General features: G+C 65.7%; 16 protein-coding genes. 14 read left to right on the top strand and 2 right to left on the bottom strand.

All coding sequences use genetic code 11. The features are described from left to right. The first annotated feature begins 145 nt into the window (after positions 1 to 145). The 5 genes from fliL (at position 146) to AC1DW9_RS14820 (ending at position 6,683) form a co-directional block, all read left to right on the top strand. Positions 146 to 655, top strand: coding sequence for a flagellar basal body-associated protein FliL (gene fliL / locus AC1DW9_RS14840; RefSeq protein ID WP_441491488.1), 510 nt, complete (start codon positions 146 to 148; stop codon positions 653 to 655). Positions 656 to 694: 39 nt separating this feature from the next. Then, positions 695 to 1,831 (top strand): flagellar motor switch protein FliM, encoded by a 1,137-nt coding sequence (fliM, locus tag AC1DW9_RS14835; RefSeq protein ID WP_113513509.1) that lies wholly within the window; start codon positions 695 to 697, stop codon positions 1,829 to 1,831. Positions 1,832 to 1,848: 17 nt separating this feature from the next. Continuing rightward, positions 1,849 to 2,307 carry a DUF6468 domain-containing protein gene (locus AC1DW9_RS14830; RefSeq protein ID WP_441491489.1) on the top strand — a complete coding sequence of 153 codons (459 nt, stop codon included), beginning with the start codon at positions 1,849 to 1,851 and terminating at the stop codon, positions 2,305 to 2,307. After that, positions 2,304 to 3,137: a MotE family protein gene (locus AC1DW9_RS14825; RefSeq protein ID WP_476775885.1), complete on the top strand. Its 834-nt coding sequence runs from the start codon at positions 2,304 to 2,306 to the stop codon at positions 3,135 to 3,137. Before AC1DW9_RS14830 ends, AC1DW9_RS14825 begins: the two co-directional genes overlap by 4 nt. A 114-nt stretch (positions 3,138 to 3,251) precedes the next feature. Further along, on the top strand, positions 3,252 to 6,683 hold the full coding sequence (locus AC1DW9_RS14820; protein ID WP_476775884.1) for a hypothetical protein: 3,432 nt from the start codon (positions 3,252 to 3,254) through the stop codon (positions 6,681 to 6,683). A 3-nt stretch (positions 6,684 to 6,686) separates the two neighbouring features. Here AC1DW9_RS14820 and fliP read toward each other — a convergent pair whose 3' ends face one another. Together fliP and AC1DW9_RS14810 are read right to left on the bottom strand one after the other, a co-directional pair. Further along, complete coding sequence (fliP, locus tag AC1DW9_RS14815; RefSeq protein ID WP_476769140.1) at positions 6,687 to 7,388, bottom strand: flagellar type III secretion system pore protein FliP; 702 nt, start codon at positions 7,386 to 7,388, stop codon at positions 6,687 to 6,689. A gap of 197 nt (positions 7,389 to 7,585) precedes the next feature. Further along, entirely contained in the window at positions 7,586 to 8,896 is a 1,311-nt protein-coding gene (locus tag AC1DW9_RS14810) for a hypothetical protein (protein ID WP_476775883.1), read from the bottom strand. 258 nt (positions 8,897 to 9,154) lie between these two features. Here AC1DW9_RS14810 and flgB point away from each other — a divergent pair, with 258 nt between their 5' ends. The 9 genes from flgB (at position 9,155) to recA (ending at position 16,880) form a co-directional block, all read left to right on the top strand. Next, complete coding sequence (gene flgB / locus AC1DW9_RS14805; RefSeq protein ID WP_476775882.1) at positions 9,155 to 9,556, top strand: flagellar basal body rod protein FlgB; 402 nt, start codon at positions 9,155 to 9,157, stop codon at positions 9,554 to 9,556. A gap of 27 nt (positions 9,557 to 9,583) precedes the next feature. Then, a complete protein-coding gene (gene flgC / locus AC1DW9_RS14800) occupies positions 9,584 to 9,994 on the top strand; it encodes a flagellar basal body rod protein FlgC (protein WP_476855121.1) in 411 nt (136 codons plus the stop codon). Positions 9,995 to 10,023: 29 nt separating this feature from the next. Continuing rightward, positions 10,024 to 10,350 (top strand): flagellar hook-basal body complex protein FliE, encoded by a 327-nt coding sequence (gene fliE, locus AC1DW9_RS14795; protein ID WP_441506233.1) that lies wholly within the window; start codon positions 10,024 to 10,026, stop codon positions 10,348 to 10,350. 26 nt (positions 10,351 to 10,376) lie between these two features. Then, positions 10,377 to 10,643, top strand: a complete 267-nt coding sequence (gene fliQ, locus AC1DW9_RS14790) for a flagellar biosynthesis protein FliQ (RefSeq protein WP_069879968.1) — start codon at positions 10,377 to 10,379, stop codon at positions 10,641 to 10,643. Positions 10,644 to 10,717: 74 nt separating this feature from the next. Further along, positions 10,718 to 11,476: a flagellar biosynthetic protein FliR gene (gene fliR / locus AC1DW9_RS14785; protein WP_069882615.1), complete on the top strand. Its 759-nt coding sequence runs from the start codon at positions 10,718 to 10,720 to the stop codon at positions 11,474 to 11,476. A 9-nt stretch (positions 11,477 to 11,485) separates the two neighbouring features. Next, complete coding sequence (gene flhB, locus AC1DW9_RS14780; protein WP_441491496.1) at positions 11,486 to 12,553, top strand: flagellar biosynthesis protein FlhB; 1,068 nt, start codon at positions 11,486 to 11,488, stop codon at positions 12,551 to 12,553. A gap of 75 nt (positions 12,554 to 12,628) precedes the next feature. Continuing rightward, positions 12,629 to 15,130, top strand: a complete 2,502-nt coding sequence (gene cckA / locus AC1DW9_RS14775; protein WP_441491497.1) for a cell cycle histidine kinase CckA — start codon at positions 12,629 to 12,631, stop codon at positions 15,128 to 15,130. Positions 15,131 to 15,187: 57 nt separating this feature from the next. Continuing rightward, positions 15,188 to 15,667, top strand: coding sequence for a hypothetical protein (locus tag AC1DW9_RS14770; RefSeq protein ID WP_441491498.1), 480 nt, complete (start codon positions 15,188 to 15,190; stop codon positions 15,665 to 15,667). A gap of 166 nt (positions 15,668 to 15,833) precedes the next feature. Continuing rightward, positions 15,834 to 16,880 carry a recombinase RecA gene (recA, locus tag AC1DW9_RS14765; protein ID WP_113514031.1) on the top strand — a complete coding sequence of 349 codons (1,047 nt, stop codon included), beginning with the start codon at positions 15,834 to 15,836 and terminating at the stop codon, positions 16,878 to 16,880. Positions 16,881 to 16,931: the final 51 nt, after the last annotated feature.

The raw sequence follows: 16,931 nt of genomic DNA, 5'->3' as shown, positions 1-16,931 counted from the left end.
CACCCGCTCGGCAACAGCGTGTCGACGGGCAGAAACGACCGGGCAAAAACTGCCGTCCTTAACGAGACGTTAACCCTGTTTCGGCAGATTTGCAGGAGTGAGCCGCCCAGAATGGAGCCGCGCTCCGGTACCCGGGCAGACAGGTATGGCCAAGAAGACCAAGAGCAGCGACGACGAGGCCGCAGACGGCGCCGGCGCGCCGAAGGCGGGCAAGAAGAAGCTCGTGATGATCGTCGGTGGCGTTGTGCTGCTGGCCGCTCTCGGTGGCGGTGGCTGGTTTTTCCTGAAGAAGCCTTCACCAGAGCAGCTTGCGGCAGCGGAAGCGGCCAAGAACGTCAAGAAGCCGGCAACCTTCGTCGAAATGAAGGACATGATGATCGGCATTTCAAGCGGCGGCCAGCAGGACCGCCAGCCGATCATGAAGATCAAGGTCGTGCTCGAGATCGCGGATGCCAAGGCCTCCGAGGAGATCAAGCCGCTGCTGCCGCGTGTCGAGGATGCCTTTCAGGTCTTCATGCGCGAGCTGCGCCCCGCCGATCTCGACGGCTCCGCCGGAATTTACCGGCTGAAGGAAGAGCTTCTGCGTCGCGTGAACGTCACCGTCTATCCGGCCAAGGTCGAAGCGGTGCTGTTCAAGGAACTGCTGGTCCAGTGAGCCGGCCTCTCCGATCCCTGACCATCAGCCGAGCGTCCCATGGCCGATAGCGAACTTGAACAGACCGGCGGCCTTCCCAAGGACCAGCCTCTGACGCCGGAGAACATGGCGGCGGAATGGGCCACCATGCCGGACACCGTCGAGGAGGAAGGCGAGGCCGAAGGCGGTACCGACCGCCTGATGAGCCAAGACGAAATCGACACGATGCTAGGTTTCTCGGCTGGAGACGACAAGGACAGTCGCAACGGCATCCAGGCGATCGTCGAATCCGGCTCGGTATCCTATGAACGCCTGCCGATGCTCGAAATCATCTTCGAGCGTCTGGTTCGGCTGCTCTCGACCAGCTTGCGCAACTTCTTCACCGACAACGTCGAGGTGTCCCTCGAGAGCATCCGCTCCGTGCGCTTCGGCGACTACATCAACTCGATCTCTCTGCCCGCCATGCTCTCGGTCTTCAAGGCAGAGGAATGGGACAATTTCGGCCTGATCACGATCGAGTCCTCCCTGATCTACTCGGTGCTGGACACGATGCTCGGCGGCAAGCGCGGGCAGCCTGCCCCGCGGGTCGACGGGCGTCCCTTCACGTCGATCGAATTCAATCTGCTGAAGCGGGTGATCGCGCTCGTCCTGAGCGATGCCGAAGCGGCATTCCAGCCGCTCTCGCCGGTGAATTTCAAGGTCGACCGGATCGAGTCCAATCCGCGCTTCGTCTCGATCTCGCGCCCGGCCAACGCAGCGATCCGGGTCGAACTGCGCTTCGACATGGAGGGGCGCGGCGGCTCGCTGCACATCCTCCTGCCCTATGCGACGATCGAGCCGATCCGTGAACTGCTCCTCGAGAGCTTCATGGGTGAGAAGCTCGGCCGCGACCCGATCTGGGAAAACCACCTCGCAACCGAGGTCTGGCAGACTGACGTCGCGGTGAAATGCGTGCTCCACGAAACCCAGATGCCATTGAAGCGCGTGATGAAGCTCGAGATCGGCGACACGCTGATGTTCGACGCGCGCCCGGATTCAGTGGTTTCGCTGCGCTGCGGGGACTTCATGGTCAGCGAAGGTCGCATCGGGCGCGTCGACGACAAGATCGCCGTCCAGGTCGTCAGCCCGCTACGCCGCTCCAAGACCACGATCGCAGCCTTCGACAGCGCCACAAGCCATCTCGGCTCGCCGATCTGACGCCCGGGGACAACGCCATGACGATTACCCTCATCGCCGATGCGCTGGTCGCCAGCCTCCTCGTCGCCACCATCATCACCTGCTATGTCCTGTCCAAGCGAATCGAGCGGCTCAAGGCGGATGAAGGCGCGATGCGACAGACCATCGGCGCCCTGATCTCCGCCACCGACACGGCCGAGCGCGCCATCGCCGGCCTGAAACTGACGCTCGGCGACTGCGACCGGACGCTGGCCGAGAGACTGCGTACGGCCGAGCGTTATGCCGCCGATCTCGCGGCCCAGGTCGAGGCCGGTCAGGACGTCATGGAACGCATCGCCCAGATCGTCAGCGCCGCCACGCTGGTTGCGCCCAAGGCCGCAGATGCTGTGCCCGAGGTTGCCGAAGAACCGACCGTCTCGCGCCTGACGAATGCCGCGCACGCCGCCGCCGCGATCCGGGCCCGCGCCGCCAAGCGGCTGGAAGGTCAGGCGGCGTGATCGAGAGGCCCCGCCTCATCCCGGCAGTGATCCTCGGCGCCATGGGCCTCCTGGCGCTGAAGCTGATCGCCTGGACGTCGGAGCCTTATCCCGCCAAGGGGCCTGCCAGCGCGCAGGCGCTTGCGAAGACCCAGCCCGCCGCACAGCCTCTCAAGACGGAACCCGAAGTCTGGGGCCTCGCCAAGGTCATAGCCCGCGCACACGCTCCCGATACGTTCCTCGATCCCGAAACCACCGGCACGATCGAGAAGCCCAAGGCCAAGCCGGAGGAAGAGGCGAAGGCCGAGGCTGCACGCGCGGCCAACCCGAACAACAAGGCCGATGTCCTCAATGGCACCGCCAGGACCACCTCGCCTGCCGAGCGCGCGATACTGGAGCGACTCGGCGAGCGGCGCGAGGAGATCGAGGCGCGCATGCGCGAATTGGAGATGCGCGAGCGCCTGCTCGACACGGCAGAGAAGAAACTCGACGGCCGCGTCGGTGACCTGAAGCAGCTCGAGGACAAGGTCGACGGCCCCAAGGCCAAACAGGCCGAGGAAGAGAGCAAGGCGATCAAGAACCTCGTCATCATGTACGAGACCATGAAGCCGAAGGACGCCGCAAAGGTCTTCGACCGTCTGAACCTCAGCGTGCTGGTTCCCGTGGTCCAGCAGATGAATCCGCGCAAAATGTCGGATGTGCTCGCTGCAATGTCACCGGATGCTGCGGAGAAGCTGACCGTTGCCTTGGCTACCCCGGCGCGCGCGCCCAGCCTCCCGCGTCTTGCCGCCGAATCAGCGCCCCTGTCGGGCAACGAGCTGCCCGCCGTCGCGCTGCCGCAGCGACGCTGACCCTCGCGCGTCCTTAACCCGCCATTATCCTTGACGCCTTACCGTCGATAGCGCTCGGGCTGCCGTCTTGCGGTCGTGCCGGGCACTGGTGTCGCGTTGCGTGAGTGTACCGGTTTGCGTTTCCCGCGTTCTCTTGCCTTTGGTGTCGGACTGGCCGCGCTTGGCGTTGCCGCCAGCCTGTCCATGCCCGCGCTTGGGGCAACGGCGACCTTGCAGGGTGCCGCCATGCCGCCCGGCTTCGGGCGCCTGTCGCTGACGTTCGACGAGCCGATGCCAGTGCGCGTCAGGGTCGCCAATGGCGTCCTGGTCGTTGCCTTCGGCGGCCCCGTGAAGATCGACGTCAACAAGATCGCCAAGGAACTCCCGGACTATGTCTCGATCGCGCGGATCGACCCTGATGGCCGCGGCATGCGCTTTGCTCTCGCTCGCCCCTACAAGGCGAACCTGATCGAGGCCGGCGACAAGGCCTTCATCGACCTGCTGCCGGAGACCTGGAAGGGCGTGATGCCCGGCCCTCCGCCCGAGGTCATCGCCGCTTTGGCCGAGCGTGTCCGGTTGGCGGAGGCCCGCGCTCGCGAGATCGACCGCCGCCCACCAACTGCCCCCAAGCCTCTCCTGCTGACCAGCGCCAAGCTGCCGACACTCGAGCGCCTGATCTTCCAGGCGCCCTCCGACACCAAGCTGGCGCATGAGCTTGTCGACGGCACGCTCAGGCTCACCTTCGACCAATCGCTCACGGTGGAGCCCTCCGCGATCCGGTCGGCCCTGCCAGAACGGGTCGGGTTCGTCTCGACCGAGACCGGTGCGGAGAATACCCAGCTCGACCTTTCCCTGCCCAAGGACTGGCAGGCTCGCAGCTTCCGCGACGACGACCGCCTCGTCGTCGATCTGCTGCCGCCGGCCAAGGCCGGCGTGCTCAGCCTGACGGGGCTCCCGGCGAGTGCCGCCGATCAGCCGGACAAGCCGCCCGCCCCTGCCGTCAAGCCGGCAGCTGCAAGCGAGGCACCGGCACCACAGCAAGCTGCTCCAGTCGCCAAGCCAGCCGCAGAGCCTACCGCGCCGGCCATCGACCCGACGCCTCAGCTCGTGAAGATCCAGTCATCGGCGGGCCCGGATGGCAGCCGCATCGATTTCCGCTTCCCGCGCCCGACCGGGGCTGCGGCCTTCGTCGATGCCGGCCTGGTGACTCTCGTCTTCGACACCCGCGACACGATCGACCCCGCGAGCTTTCGGCAGATGCTTCCGGAGCTGATCGAGGAAGCCGTTGTCACGCGCGAAGGCAAGGCCACGCTGGTCCGGCTGCGCCTGTCCAACCAGCAGTTGGTGCGCTTCAGCGATGACGGCACCGGCTGGACGCTCGGCTTCGGTGAGCAGGCAGGCAAGCCGACGAACCCTGTCGCCCCTGCACGCACGGTCGATGAGCGCGGCCAGACGATCCTCGCCATTCCCCTGCCCGGCATGACCGGCGTGCATTGGATCGAGGGCGGGACCGCGGGCATGCCCATGGCCATCGCAACCGCGCTGGGGCCAACGCGGGCTGTGACCAAGCCCTATCGCTTCGTCGAGTTTGGGTTGATGCAGACCGCCCATGGCCTCGCCATCATGCCGCGCTCCGACGACATCGTCGTCCGCGCCGGCACCGAGCAAGCGCTGATCGGGCGCGCCGGCGGCCTGACCGTCACCCTCGATCTTCCGCAGAGCGAGGAAGACAAGACGAAGACGCCGGTCGCGGCGCCCCCGCCCCTGCTGAGCCCGGAGCTCTGGGCGAAGCTGCGCGTTGCAGCCGTCCGTGAACGTGCGCGTGAGCTGCTGCGCGATGTCGCCGACGCCTCGCGCAGCCGCAAATCCGAAGCACGGCTGGCTCTCGCCCGCTTCTATGCCGCAAACGGGTTGATGCCGGAGGCCGCGGGGCCTCTCCAGGCGATGCTGGCCGACGATGCCGCCATGCGCGGCAATCGCGAGGCTCTGTTCCTGAAGGGTGTGATCGCGGCGAAGATGCACCGTAACCCCGAGGCTCTCGCTTCCTTCGAGGCCGGCCCGCTCAAGGAAGATGCCGAGGCGGGGCTCTGGCGCGCATTGATCGAACAGCGGCTCGGGCGCCAGGCCCAGGCGCTTGCCGGTTTCCGGCGCGCCGAGGCGACGCTCGACGGCTACCCGGATGATCTGCAGGTGCAGTTCCGCCCGGCGATGGCGCGCGCAGCCATGGCCATGCAGGATATGACGACGGCCGAGCGCCAGATCGAGCGGCTCTCGGAATTGCCGCGCGATCTTGTGGACAAGGAGGAGCTCGCACTCCTTCGCGCCATGCTCGATGATGTCAGCGGTCGCCCAGAGGCCGCGCTGAACGGCTACAAGCCGCTATTCGAGGCCGCCAGCAGGCCAGTCGCAGCGGAGGCGCAACTGCGTGCCATCCGGCTGGTGCAGACCGAGAAACGCCAGGACATTTCGCCTGATGAGGCGACCCGCAGGCTCGAGACGGTGTCGATCATCTGGCGCGGCGGCGAGATCGAGATCGAGGCTTTGTCCGAGCTCGGCCGGCTCTATACCGCGCAGCACCGTTGGCGTGACGCCTTCCAGATCGCGCGCCGCGCCAACAACAACTACCCCGACAATCCGCTGACGCGCCGCCTTCACGATGAAACGGCCCAGCGCTTCGCCGAGATCTTCAGCAATCGCGACGCAGCGCAGGAACAATTGCCGCGCATCGAAGCGCTGGCCCTGTTCTACGACTTCAAGGAATTCCTGCCGATCGGCCGGCGCGGCGACGAAATCGCCCGCCTTCTCGCCGACCGGCTGGTGGAACTCGACCTGCTCGACCAGGCGAGCGAGATTCTGCGCTATCAGATGCAGGCCCGCCTGACCGGCGCCGCGCGGTCGACGATGGCTGCACGCCTTGCGATGATCGCGCTGATGAACGGCAAGCCAGCCGAAGCGCTGCAGGCGATCTCCTCGACGCGGCTGATCGAACTGCCGGGAGACGTCAAGCGGGCGCGGCTCCTGCTCGAGGCGAAGGCCCTCTCCGATCTCTCGCGCACCGACCAGGCGCTCGAGATGCTCGAAATCGAGCGCGGTCCGGAAGTCGACCGGCTGCGCTCGGATATTTACTGGACGGGCCGCCGCTGGCGCGACGCTGGCGAAGCGCATGAACGCATTTTGGGCGAAAGCTGGCGCGGTAACGCGCCGCTGAACGAGCGTGAGCGCGCCGACGTGATGCGCGCCGCCGTCTCCTATGTGATGTCGAACGAGGCTCTGTCGCTCGACCGGCTGCGCACGAAATTCGCCGCCAAGATGGCCGAGAGCACGGATGCTCGCACCTTCGCCTTCGCGACCGGGGCCAACCGTGCCAATGCCGCCGATATACGCGAGATGGCGCGCGCCGTTTCCGGTGCCGACAACCTGTCGGAGTTCATGAGGGCCTATCGCGAGCGCTATCCGGCCTATTCAAGCGCTGTGCGCAGCCGGCCCAAAGCCGAGCCCGAACAGGCAGCACCACCCAGCTCGACCGGCGCCGAGGCGAGCCCGGGCGCAGCGCCAGGCCGCGGTTGACCGCTACGTTCCGTAACTCTTGATCAGCGATCCCGTGACGAGGCCCCAGCCGTCCACCAGGACGAAGAAGATCAGCTTGAACGGCAGCGCGACCGTCACCGGCGGCAACATCATCATGCCGACGGACATCAGGATCGAGGCCACGACGAGATCGATGATGAGGAATGGCACGAACAGCAGGAAGCCGATTTCAAACGCCCGGCGCAGCTCCGAGATCATGAACGCCGGCACGAGAATCTGGATCTGGATATCTTCCGGCTGCGTCGGGCGGGGCTCCCGCGACATCTCGATGAACAGCATCAGGTCCTTCTCGCGGACATGCTTGAGCATGAACGCCTTGAAGGGCACGACGCCGCGACTATAGGCCTCCTGGGGCTGGATCTGCCCGGCAACCAGCGGCTCGACCGAGACGCGATAGGCTTCGCGCAATGTCGGCGCCATCACGAAGCCGGTGAGGAACAGCGCCAGCCCGACGATCACGGCGTTGGGCGGCGCGGTCTGCGTGCCGATGGCCGAGCGCAGCAGGGACAGCACGACCGCGATCCGCGTGAACGACGTCACCATGATCAGGATAGACGGCGCCAGGGAGAGCACCGTGATGACGGCGATGAGTTGCAGCGCCCGTTCGGCGACGCCCCCACCCTGCCCGAGATCAAGCGAAAGCGTTTGCGCCCGAGCCGGCTCGCAGAGCGCAAGCGCGACCATCGCGCCGGCACAAGCGACGCGGCAACCGCGACGCCATCTCGCATCCGTCAGGGTCAGGATCACGCAAAGCCGCCATCAAAGCCCGACTCAACCGATCGGGCGAGACGACGCTAGGGCGCCCATGTCCGCCAGGGCAACCAAGCCGGCGGCATCAGGATCGTCGCAGCCCGACAATCCTGTTGATCACGCCCGTCCGGTCAGGACTTCGACTTCGGATCACGCCCGAGCAGTCGCGCGAACTCGGCTTCGATCGCATCGACCGAGAACGGATCGATCTGAATGGGCTTCTCCTCCGGCTTCGATTCGGCCTTCGGCTCTTCGGCGGCGGGAACAGAGGACGGCTCAGGCTTTGGCTCGGCCTCGGTCTCTGACTCGGCGATCTCTGCCTCGGCCTCCGTATCGGCCTCGTCCTCACTGACCTCCAGAGCGTCGTCCTCGTCCTTTGCCGAAAGCCTCTCCCCAAGCTCCGCCGGTGTCGGTTCGGGATGCATGACCGGTGCAGGCTCAGGCAGCTTGGCGGCTTCGGGAGGCTCGCGGAAGGGAGCGGGCTTCGGTTCGACGGCGGGCACCGGTGGCGTCACCACGTCCGAGGGCTTGGGCTTCAGGCCCAGGGCCATTTCGAGTTCGGCAGCGACATCCGGCGGCACGCCGACGGGCCGCCCGAAGACCGGCGGAGGGGCAGTCGGAACCGGAGCGAGAACCGGCGCGGCTGCTGCGGGCTTCGGCTCTTCAGGCTTGACCGGCGCAGGCGGCGTCACCGGCAGAACGACGTCCGGAACCGGGGTCGCCGGCGCCTGGGACGACCGGACAGCCGAATGCGGACGCTTCAGCGCCTCCTCGAGCTGACGGGCCATATCGTCAAGCTCATCGGAACTCACGCTTGGCGCGGGAGCCTGATTGCGCCCGAAATTCGGAGCCTGTGAGGCCACAATCGCAGCTCCTGCCGCGAGACCGGCCATGCCAGCCGCTGCAGCGCCTGCCGGTGCCACAGCCGGTTCGACGCGCGAAACAGGCCCAGGGGTACGATGCGGCAGCGGCGGCAGGCTATCCGGCTGCGGGGCGGCCGGCTGCGGCGGCGGAGAGGCGCGACGCGTTTCCTCCTGCAGATCGGCGCGAAGAGCCTCGAAACCGAGCGCCGGGTCGATCGCCAGAGGGCGTTCAAAGACCGGGGCCTCGGCCTGCGCCGGTACCGCAATCCGTCCGCCGCTGCTGCCGCGCACGATATTGGTCTCGACCACCACGTCGGACGCGCCGCCGATCATCACCAGATGCTCGACATTGTCGCGYCGGATCAGCACGAGCTGGCGCTGCCGGTCGAGGTCATGGATATCGACCACCCCGAGGCGCGGTTGCCGGGCGCGGCCACCGCCCTGCCCTCCTATCCTGAGTCGCCCGCCGGTGATGCGCCGCAGCAGGAAGGCGAAGAGCGCCACCAGAATCAGGACGATAGCGAATGCAATGATCCAGCGGAGGCCGGTCGAGAGTTCGAAGCCAAACAACGTCTGCAAGGTTTGCCTCATGTGCGACGGCGACAGCCCTTGGCGGACCGCAATTCCACCCAAGGTTCAACACGTTGGCTATAGCATAACGCCCGCAATTTCGGGAAACAGGGTTAGCATTTGGTTAATTTGGTTCACCGGATTCGTGAATCTTAACGCGAAATTAACCAAGCACCCGGCAATATTTTCCCAGTGGATCGACTGTCAGGACGGAATCGCTCCGCGGCTCCGATCACGGCCATCCCCTGAGAAAACGGGACAAACTCCATGTCTGGCAATGCCTTAGGCGCTGGCGGAAACCTGATGCAGGCGTTGAAGACGCGTATGCACTGGCACCAGTCCCGGCAAAAAGTGCTGTCCGAGAATGTCGCCAACGCCGACAGCCCCGGATTCCGCCCGATGGATCTCAAGGCGCCGGCCATCGGCACGGCTTCGTCCGGCGTCTCGCTGGCCCAGACCTCTGCCGGCCATATGGCCCCCTCCGGACAGCGCAATGGATTCGATACCGCCAAGGCACCCCGCTTCGAGGTCACTCCCAACGGCAACGGCGTCAATCTCGAGGACGAGATGATGAAGGTGGCCCAGAACCAGTCCGACTATCAGCTCGCCGCCTCGCTCTACAGCAAGGGCCTCGGACTGATGAAGATCGCGATCGGTAAGGGCCGCTAAGGCAGCGGACGCAGGAGCAGCAGCCTCATGGATCTTCTCAAGAGCATCGCGGTGGCGACATCGGGCCTGCGCAGCCAGTCCGGCCGCATGCGGATCATCGCCGAGAACCTGGCCAACGCCGATTCGGGACCGGATCGCGCCGGCGTCGATCCCTACCGCCGCAAGATTCCGACGTTCCAGCGGCGGGTCGACCGTGAGCTCGAAGCCCAGGTCGTCGATCTCGGCCGCGTCCAGCGTGACCAAAGCGCCTTCCGGACGAAATTCGAGCCCGGCAACCCCGCAGCCGACGCCACCGGCAATGTCAGCATGCCGAACGTGAACTCGCTGGTCGAGACCATGGACATGCGCGAGGCACAGCGCAGCTRCGAGGCCAATCTCAACCTGATCTCCTCCACGCGCCGGATGATCCAGCGCACCATCGACATCCTGCGCGTCTGATCGGCGCCAGCGGAACGGAACCTCGCACCATGGCCACATCCAGCTTCGCCGCCGGCGCTTACGCCTCGACGCAGGGTCTCGGCGCCGGCAACCTGATGCGCAAGCCGCTCGGTGCGGCCGCCGGCGCCAGCGCGGGCATGCCGGATTTCTCCTCGCTGATCGGCAAGGCGCTGGAAGCAACCGCCGATGCCGGCCGCAAGAGCGACATCCAGACCGCAAGCGTGGCCGCCGGCCGCTCCGATATCGTCGATGTCGTCACGGCCGTCGCGGAAAGCGAGGCCGCGATCGAAACGCTGGTTGCGGTTCGCGACCGCGTGATTGCAGCGTATGAGGAAATCATGCGGATGCCGGTCTGATTCCCGGCTCGATCAGGACGCAAACCATGACCTCAGGCGCCATCCTCGACGTCGCGCGCGACGGCATCGTCGTCTTCCTCAAGGCCGGCGGCCCGCTGATGATGGTCGCGCTCGGGGTCGGCCTCGCCGTCTCGCTCGTCCAGGCCCTGACGCAGATTCAGGAGCAGACCCTGATCTTCGTCCCCAAGATCGTTGCGGTCTTTGCCGCCATGATGCTGTTTCTGCCGTTCATGGGCGATGCGCTTGCAGGCTATATGGGGCGGGTCGCCGTCCGAATCGCCACGGGCGAATGAACCTTACGCTGCCGCGACCGGCTCTGGGGCTGCCGCAGTGGCGTCCCGAGTGGCGCAGGGGCCCAGCCGGCACGATGCAGATCGCGATCCTGCCCGAGATCGGCGCGCTCTTCGTGCTCGTCTTCGCGCGTGTCGGCACCCTCGTGATGCTGATGCCCGGCATCGGCGAACGCTTCATCTTCTCACGCGCGCGTCTGTCGCTGGCCTTCTTCATCGCATTGATGATCGTCCCCATGGCGCGCACGATCATCACCCCGCCCGGCGACATGCCTGCGCTGGTCGGCCTTCTCATCAGCGAACTCCTGATCGGACTGACCATCGGGCTCAGCGTGCGCCTTGTGATGGCCTGCCTGCAGAGCGCCGGCGCGATCGTGGCCCAGACCATGGGCCTGGGTTTCGCGATGACGGTCGATCCGACCGGAGGCATGCAGAACCCGTCGATCGGCAACTTTCTGACGATGCTCGGCATCACGCTGATCCTGGTCACCGACCTCCATCACGTCGCCATCGCGGCGATTCATGAAAGCTATCGGCTCCTGCCGCCTGGCGGCTTTCCGGATGTCGGAGACATGATGACCCTGGCGATCCGTGCGGCGACGCAGGGCTTCGCCCTCGCCGTTCAGATTTCCGCGCCCTTCATCGTCTTCGGTCTGCTCTTCAATCTCGGGCTCGGCGTGCTGGCGCGGATGATGCCGCAGCTTCAGGTCTTCTTCCTCGCCGTGCCGGCCTCGATCCTCGGCGGCATGCTCGTGCTGCTCGCCGTCGTCGGCGTGATGATGGGCGTCTTCCTCGAGGATCTCGGCAACTTCCTTCGCCAGTTCACCGGCAACTGAGGAGCGGCGATGTCAGAGGACGCCGACAACGAGGACAGGACAGAAGACCCGACCCAGCGAAAGCTGGACCAGGCGATCGAGAAGGGCGACATCGCCCGCTCGCAGGAGATCGGCACCTTCTTCGTCCTTTGCGGTTTCACACTGGCGCTGCTGGTCGGAGCCGGCTGGTCGGCGAGCAGTGCGGCGCTTTCCCTGCGCTCCTTCCTGATGAACGCGCATCAGGTGCCTTCCAGCGGCGAGGCCTTCTTCAACGTCACCAAGCAGGGCGTGATGACGGGCTTCATGGCGCTCGGCCTGCCCTTCGCCTTCATCCTCTGCGCCGGGCTTGCCGGTGCGCTGATCCAGCACAAGCCGCTCTGGACCTTCGAGCCGCTGATGCCGAAATTCAGCCGGATCTCGCTGATGGCTGGGGCCAAGCGGATCTTTGGCAAGGAGGCCTGGGTCAATTTCGCCAAGGGCCTCGCCAAGATCCTGCTGATCGGCACCGCCGTCGGCCTGACGCTCTGGAAGGAGCACGACCGGCTCGAGAGCTTCGCGCAGATGAGTGTCGCCGCGATGCTGCCGGCGACGCTGTCGCTGACGATCAAGCTGATGGCGAGCGTGCTCGCGCTCTTTGCAGTGATCGCGATCGGCGACTTCGTCTATCAGCGCTTCAGCTGGTACCAGCGTCAGCGCATGACCAAGCAGGAGCTCAAGGAGGAGTTCAAGAACTCCGAAGGTAATCCCGAGGTCAAGGCGAAGCTGCGGCAGATCCGCGCGCAGCGGGTCAGGAAACGCATGATGGCCGCGGTGCCCAAGGCGACCGTGATCATCACCAACCCGACCCACTTCGCCGTCGCGCTGCAATACGAGCAGGGCATGGGCGCCCCGCTCTGCCTCGCCAAGGGCGTCGACGCGCTTGCCCTGAAGATCCGCGAGGTCGCGGGGGAGCATCGCGTGCCGATCGTCGAGAACCCGCCGCTGGCCCGCGCGCTCTATGCGACGGTCGATATCGACGAAGAAATTCCTGTCGAACACTATCAGGCCGTCGCCGAAGTCATCGGTTACGTCTTGCGCCTGAAGGGTAGGCGCGCCTAACTCGCAATCTGCGCGACCTGCGCGCTAAGCCCCTCGCTGGCGGCGAGGAGGCGTGAAACGGGACGGACCAGCCGCATGAGCGGAACCACGGCGACAACCGCGATCGATCGCTCCGACAAGCCAGGCCGTATCGGCCTGATCCTGCTTGTCGCCGGCTTGCTCGTCGGAGCCGCGATCGCGCTCGGCTTCATCGCCAATGAATGGGCGCAGCCGCTGATCCTGGGCCTGCTGGCCCTGCTTTCAGTGATCGGTGTCTTCGGCCTCTTTGCCTTTTCTATTGGCCTTGTTCAATTTTCGGGCCGCGCAGCGCGCAATGACCTGACCAAAGCCATCGTCGACAGCGCCGATGACGGCGTCGTCGTCACCGAGGGCGAGAACCGCATCGTCTACGCCAACGAAACCTATCTGGCGCTCGCCGGAGCCCGCGGAGCCAGCGACATCAAGCCGGTCGAACGCCTGTTTACCGGCCGCCCGGAGGTCTCGGAAGCGATCTACCGTTTGGCGACCGCCGCGCGCGAAGGCCGCCGGCTGGCGGAGGAAGTCCGGCTCGAGCCCGCCCTCAACGGTCGCGACACGGTCGGTTGGTATCGAATCCGGGTATCCCCCGTGCGCCGCGAGGGCAAGGCCGCCATGCTCTGGAGCGTCTCGGACGTGACGCCCGAGCGTGAGCGTCAGGAGAACGCCTTCCAGGAACTCCAGCACGCGATCGACTATCTCGATCACGCACCGGCCGGCTTCCTCTCGATCGACGCCGATGGCGAAGTGCCCTATCTCAATGCCACGCTCTCGGGCTGGCTCGACTATGACCTCGCCCGCTTCGGCTCGGGCGGACTGCATCTCGACGACATCGCAACCTCGAACGCGGCTGCCCTGATCCAGGCCATTCGCGGGCAGCCCGGCGATGTCCGCGTCGAGGTCCTCGATGTCGATCTGCGCCGGCGCAATGGCACGACCCTGCCGGTCAGGCTGCATCATCAGGTTGCCTTCGGCAGCGACAGCCGCGCTGGCCCCTCACGCACGCTCGTGCTCAACCGGACGACCGGCGAAGCCGGGTCCGACGGGCGCAGCGATGCCGAAGTGCGCTTTGCCCGCTTCTTCCACTCGACACCGATGGCGATCGCGACTGTCGACCGCAACGGCGCGATCCTGCGCTCCAACGCCGCCTTCACCCGGCTGACGCAGCAGGGCCGCCAGCCCGCGACAATCCAGGATCTCGTCGCGCCCGGCAGCCTCGACGAGGCGCTCGCAGCGACCATGGCCGGCAGCAGCGACATCGCCCCGCTCGATGCCAATCTCTCGGGCGAGGACGGACGTTCGGCCAAACTCTATCTCTCTCCGGTCGCAGCGACCGAGGACAGCGATGGTGAGCGCGCCATCGTCTATGCGCTGGAGACCACCTCCGAGCGCAAGCTCAAGGACAATATCGACCAGGCCCAGAAGATGCAGGCTGTCGGCCAGCTCGCCGGCGGCATCGCGCACGATTTCAACAACGTGCTGCAGGTCATCATCAACGCGTCCGAGTTCCTGCTCGCCAGCCACAAGCCGACCGACCCGTCCTTCCCGGACATCATGCAGATCAAGCAGAACGCCTACCGGGCGGCCTCGCTGGTCCGGCAGCTGCTCGCCTTCTCGCGCCGCCAGACGCTGCGCCCGCAGGTGCTCGAGCTCGGCGACGTGCTCTCCGATCTCTCGTTGATGCTGAAGCGCGTCGTCGCCGACAAGGTCTCGCTCGACATTCGCCAGGGCCGCGACCTCTGGTCGGTCAAGGCCGATCTCGGTCAGCTCGAACAGGTCATCGTCAATCTCGCGGTCAATGCGCGCGATGCCATGCAGGACGGCGGCAAGCTGCAGGTCCGCACGCGCAACGTCGCAGCGGAAGAATGCGCCGGGTTCGGCCATCAGGCCCTGCCCACCGCGGACTATGTCATGCTCGAAGTCGAAGACAGCGGCACCGGCATCCCGGCCGAACATCTCGACAAGATCTTCGAGCCCTTCTTCACCACCAAGGAGGTCGGCAAGGGCACGGGGCTCGGCCTTTCCATGGTCTATGGCATCGTCAAGCAGACCGGTGGCTTCGTCTTCGTCGATTCGACCCTCGGCAAGGGCACGACCTTCCGCATCTTCCTGCCTCGTCACGTGCCGACGGAAGAGGAGATCGCCGCCGACAACGCTGCCAAGGAAGCGCCCAAGAAGGTCGCAGCCGATCATACCGGCGCCGGCGTCATCCTGCTGGTCGAAGACGAGGACGCGGTGCGTGCGCTCAATGCCCGCATGCTGATCTCGCGCGGCTATACCGTGCACGAAGCGGCCTCGGGCGTGGAGGCGCTCGATATCTTCCTCAAGCATGACGGCAAGATCGACCTCGTCGTCTCCGACGTGGTCATGCCCGAGATGGACGGCCCGACCCTGCTTGGCGAGCTACGTCAGCGCAACCCGGCCACCAAGGTCGTCTTCGTCTCCGGCTACGCGGAGGAGGCCTTCCGCAAGAACCTGCCGGAAGGCGAGCAGTTCCACTTCCTGCCCAAGCCTTTCACGATGAAGCAGCTGGTCGAGACAGTGAAGGCCGCGATGAGCTGAGGCGCGAGGCCGCGCAGGTAGCGAGGCGCGGCGTCCACGAACGATGCGGGCAGCGCGATGTCGGACGGGAACTCACGCAGATACCTGATCCTGCTTCTCGCCCAGACCCTGTGTGCGATCGTCGTGCTCGCCAATGTGCGGGGCATTTTCCTCCTGCTGATCGACAATATCGGAACGATCATGACTGCCACTCGCGGCAGCGCGTTGCAGACCGCGCTCGCGGTCCTGATCGGCCAGGCCTGCTACTGGTGGCGCCTGCGTCATGTGACCATCCCCGCCACCTATGGCGGCCTGGTGATCGGCCACTTCGTCTCCTTCGCAGCCCGGATCGGCTTCATCTTCGGCGGCGCTCTGTTCTCGCTCTATTATCTCCGGCACGTCCCGGAGCTCGATCTTGGCTATCTCGATCTGAGCTGGCGCGGGGCGCTCCTCATCGCCGTCATCTTCGCGCTCTACTGCTACACCCTGGAGCTGGAGCGGCTCGGCAACGCGATGCAGATCCGGGCCATGCAAGCGAAGGGCGACAGCCGGGCTTGAACAGCTCTGCAGGGAGGCGATGAATGAGAACAAAAAAAGAACTTGAAGACAGGAACAAACCGTGACCATATTTGCTCACGGCGCACATTGAGAAGTGATCGCGCCCCTGCCATAAGGAGCGCACGTTGTGAATCAGGCAAATCTCCGGCTCGTGGAAGGCTCTTCGATGGACAAGGCTAAGGCGCTCGATGCGGCGCTCTCGCAGATCGAACGGGCTTTCGGCAAGGGCTCGATCATGCGCCTGGGCAAGAACCAGCAGGCGATCGAGATCGAGACCATCTCGACCGGCTCGCTCGGGCTCGATATCGCGCTCGGCGTCGGCGGCCTCCCCAGGGGCCGCGTCATCGAAATCTACGGACCAGAATCCTCCGGCAAGACCACGCTTGCGCTCCACACCATTGCCGAAGCCCAGAAGAAGGGCGGCGTTTGCGCCTTCGTCGATGCCGAGCACGCACTCGATCCGGTCTATGCCCGCAAGCTCGGCGTCAATCTCGACGACCTCCTGATCTCGCAGCCCGATACCGGCGAGCAGGCGCTCGAGATCACCGACACCCTGGTTCGCTCCGGCGCCATCGACGTGCTGGTGGTCGACTCCGTTGCGGCCCTCACGCCCCGCGCCGAGATCGAAGGCGAGATGGGCGATGTCCAGCCCGGCCTCCAGGCGCGCCTGATGAGCCAGGCCTTGCGCAAGCTCACCGCGTCGATCTCGCGCTCGAACTGCATGGTCATCTTCATCAACCAGATCCGCATGAAGATCGGCGTGATGTATGGCTCGCCCGAGACCACGACCGGCGGCAACGCCCTGAAATTCTACGCCTCCGTGCGCCTCGACATTCGCCGCGTCTCGACGCTGAAAGAGCGCGACGAGGCCACCGGCAACCAGGTCCGCGTCAAGGTCGTCAAGAACAAGGTGGCGCCGCCCTTCAAGCAGGTCGAGTTCGACATCATGTTCGGCGAGGGCATCTCGAAGGTTGGCGAACTGATCGACCTCGGCGTCAAGGCCGGGATGGTCGAGAAGGCCGGAGCCTGGTTCTCCTTCGACAGCCAGCGCCTCGGCCAGGGCCGCGAGAACGCCAAATCCTTCCTCAAGGCCAATCCGGACGTTGCGGCGCGCATCGAGGCCACGATCCGGCAGAATTCAGGCCTCGTTGCCGATCGCATCCTCGATGAGGCGACACCGACCGACGATGATCTCGACGAGGGCGACGCCTGAGCCTTATCTCCGCGCCAGCGGCAGGGTATTTTTGGCGGGCGGCCCTTCGGG

This window comes from Allobosea sp. P4_E12, assembly GCF_056401655.1.
This window is presented reverse-complemented; position numbering and strand designations above follow the sequence as displayed.

Coding starts and splice junctions, on each gene's coding strand:
- flgB (WP_476775882.1), top strand. CDS start 9,155: ATGTCTGGCAATGCCTTAGGCGCTGGCGGAAACCTGATGCAGGCGTTG.
- flhB (WP_441491496.1), top strand. CDS start 11,486: ATGTCAGAGGACGCCGACAACGAGGACAGGACAGAAGACCCGACCCAG.
- fliE (WP_441506233.1), top strand. CDS start 10,024: ATGGCCACATCCAGCTTCGCCGCCGGCGCTTACGCCTCGACGCAGGGT.
- fliM (WP_113513509.1), top strand. CDS start 695: ATGGCCGATAGCGAACTTGAACAGACCGGCGGCCTTCCCAAGGACCAG.
- recA (WP_113514031.1), top strand. CDS start 15,834: ATGGACAAGGCTAAGGCGCTCGATGCGGCGCTCTCGCAGATCGAACGG.
- fliQ (WP_069879968.1), top strand. CDS start 10,377: ATGACCTCAGGCGCCATCCTCGACGTCGCGCGCGACGGCATCGTCGTC.
- fliP (WP_476769140.1), bottom strand. CDS start 7,388: ATGGTCGCGCTTGCGCTCTGCGAGCCGGCTCGGGCGCAAACGCTTTCG.
- AC1DW9_RS14770 (WP_441491498.1), top strand. CDS start 15,188: ATGTCGGACGGGAACTCACGCAGATACCTGATCCTGCTTCTCGCCCAG.
- fliL (WP_441491488.1), top strand. CDS start 146: ATGGCCAAGAAGACCAAGAGCAGCGACGACGAGGCCGCAGACGGCGCC.
- fliR (WP_069882615.1), top strand. CDS start 10,718: ATGCAGATCGCGATCCTGCCCGAGATCGGCGCGCTCTTCGTGCTCGTC.
- AC1DW9_RS14830 (WP_441491489.1), top strand. CDS start 1,849: ATGACGATTACCCTCATCGCCGATGCGCTGGTCGCCAGCCTCCTCGTC.
- cckA (WP_441491497.1), top strand. CDS start 12,629: ATGAGCGGAACCACGGCGACAACCGCGATCGATCGCTCCGACAAGCCA.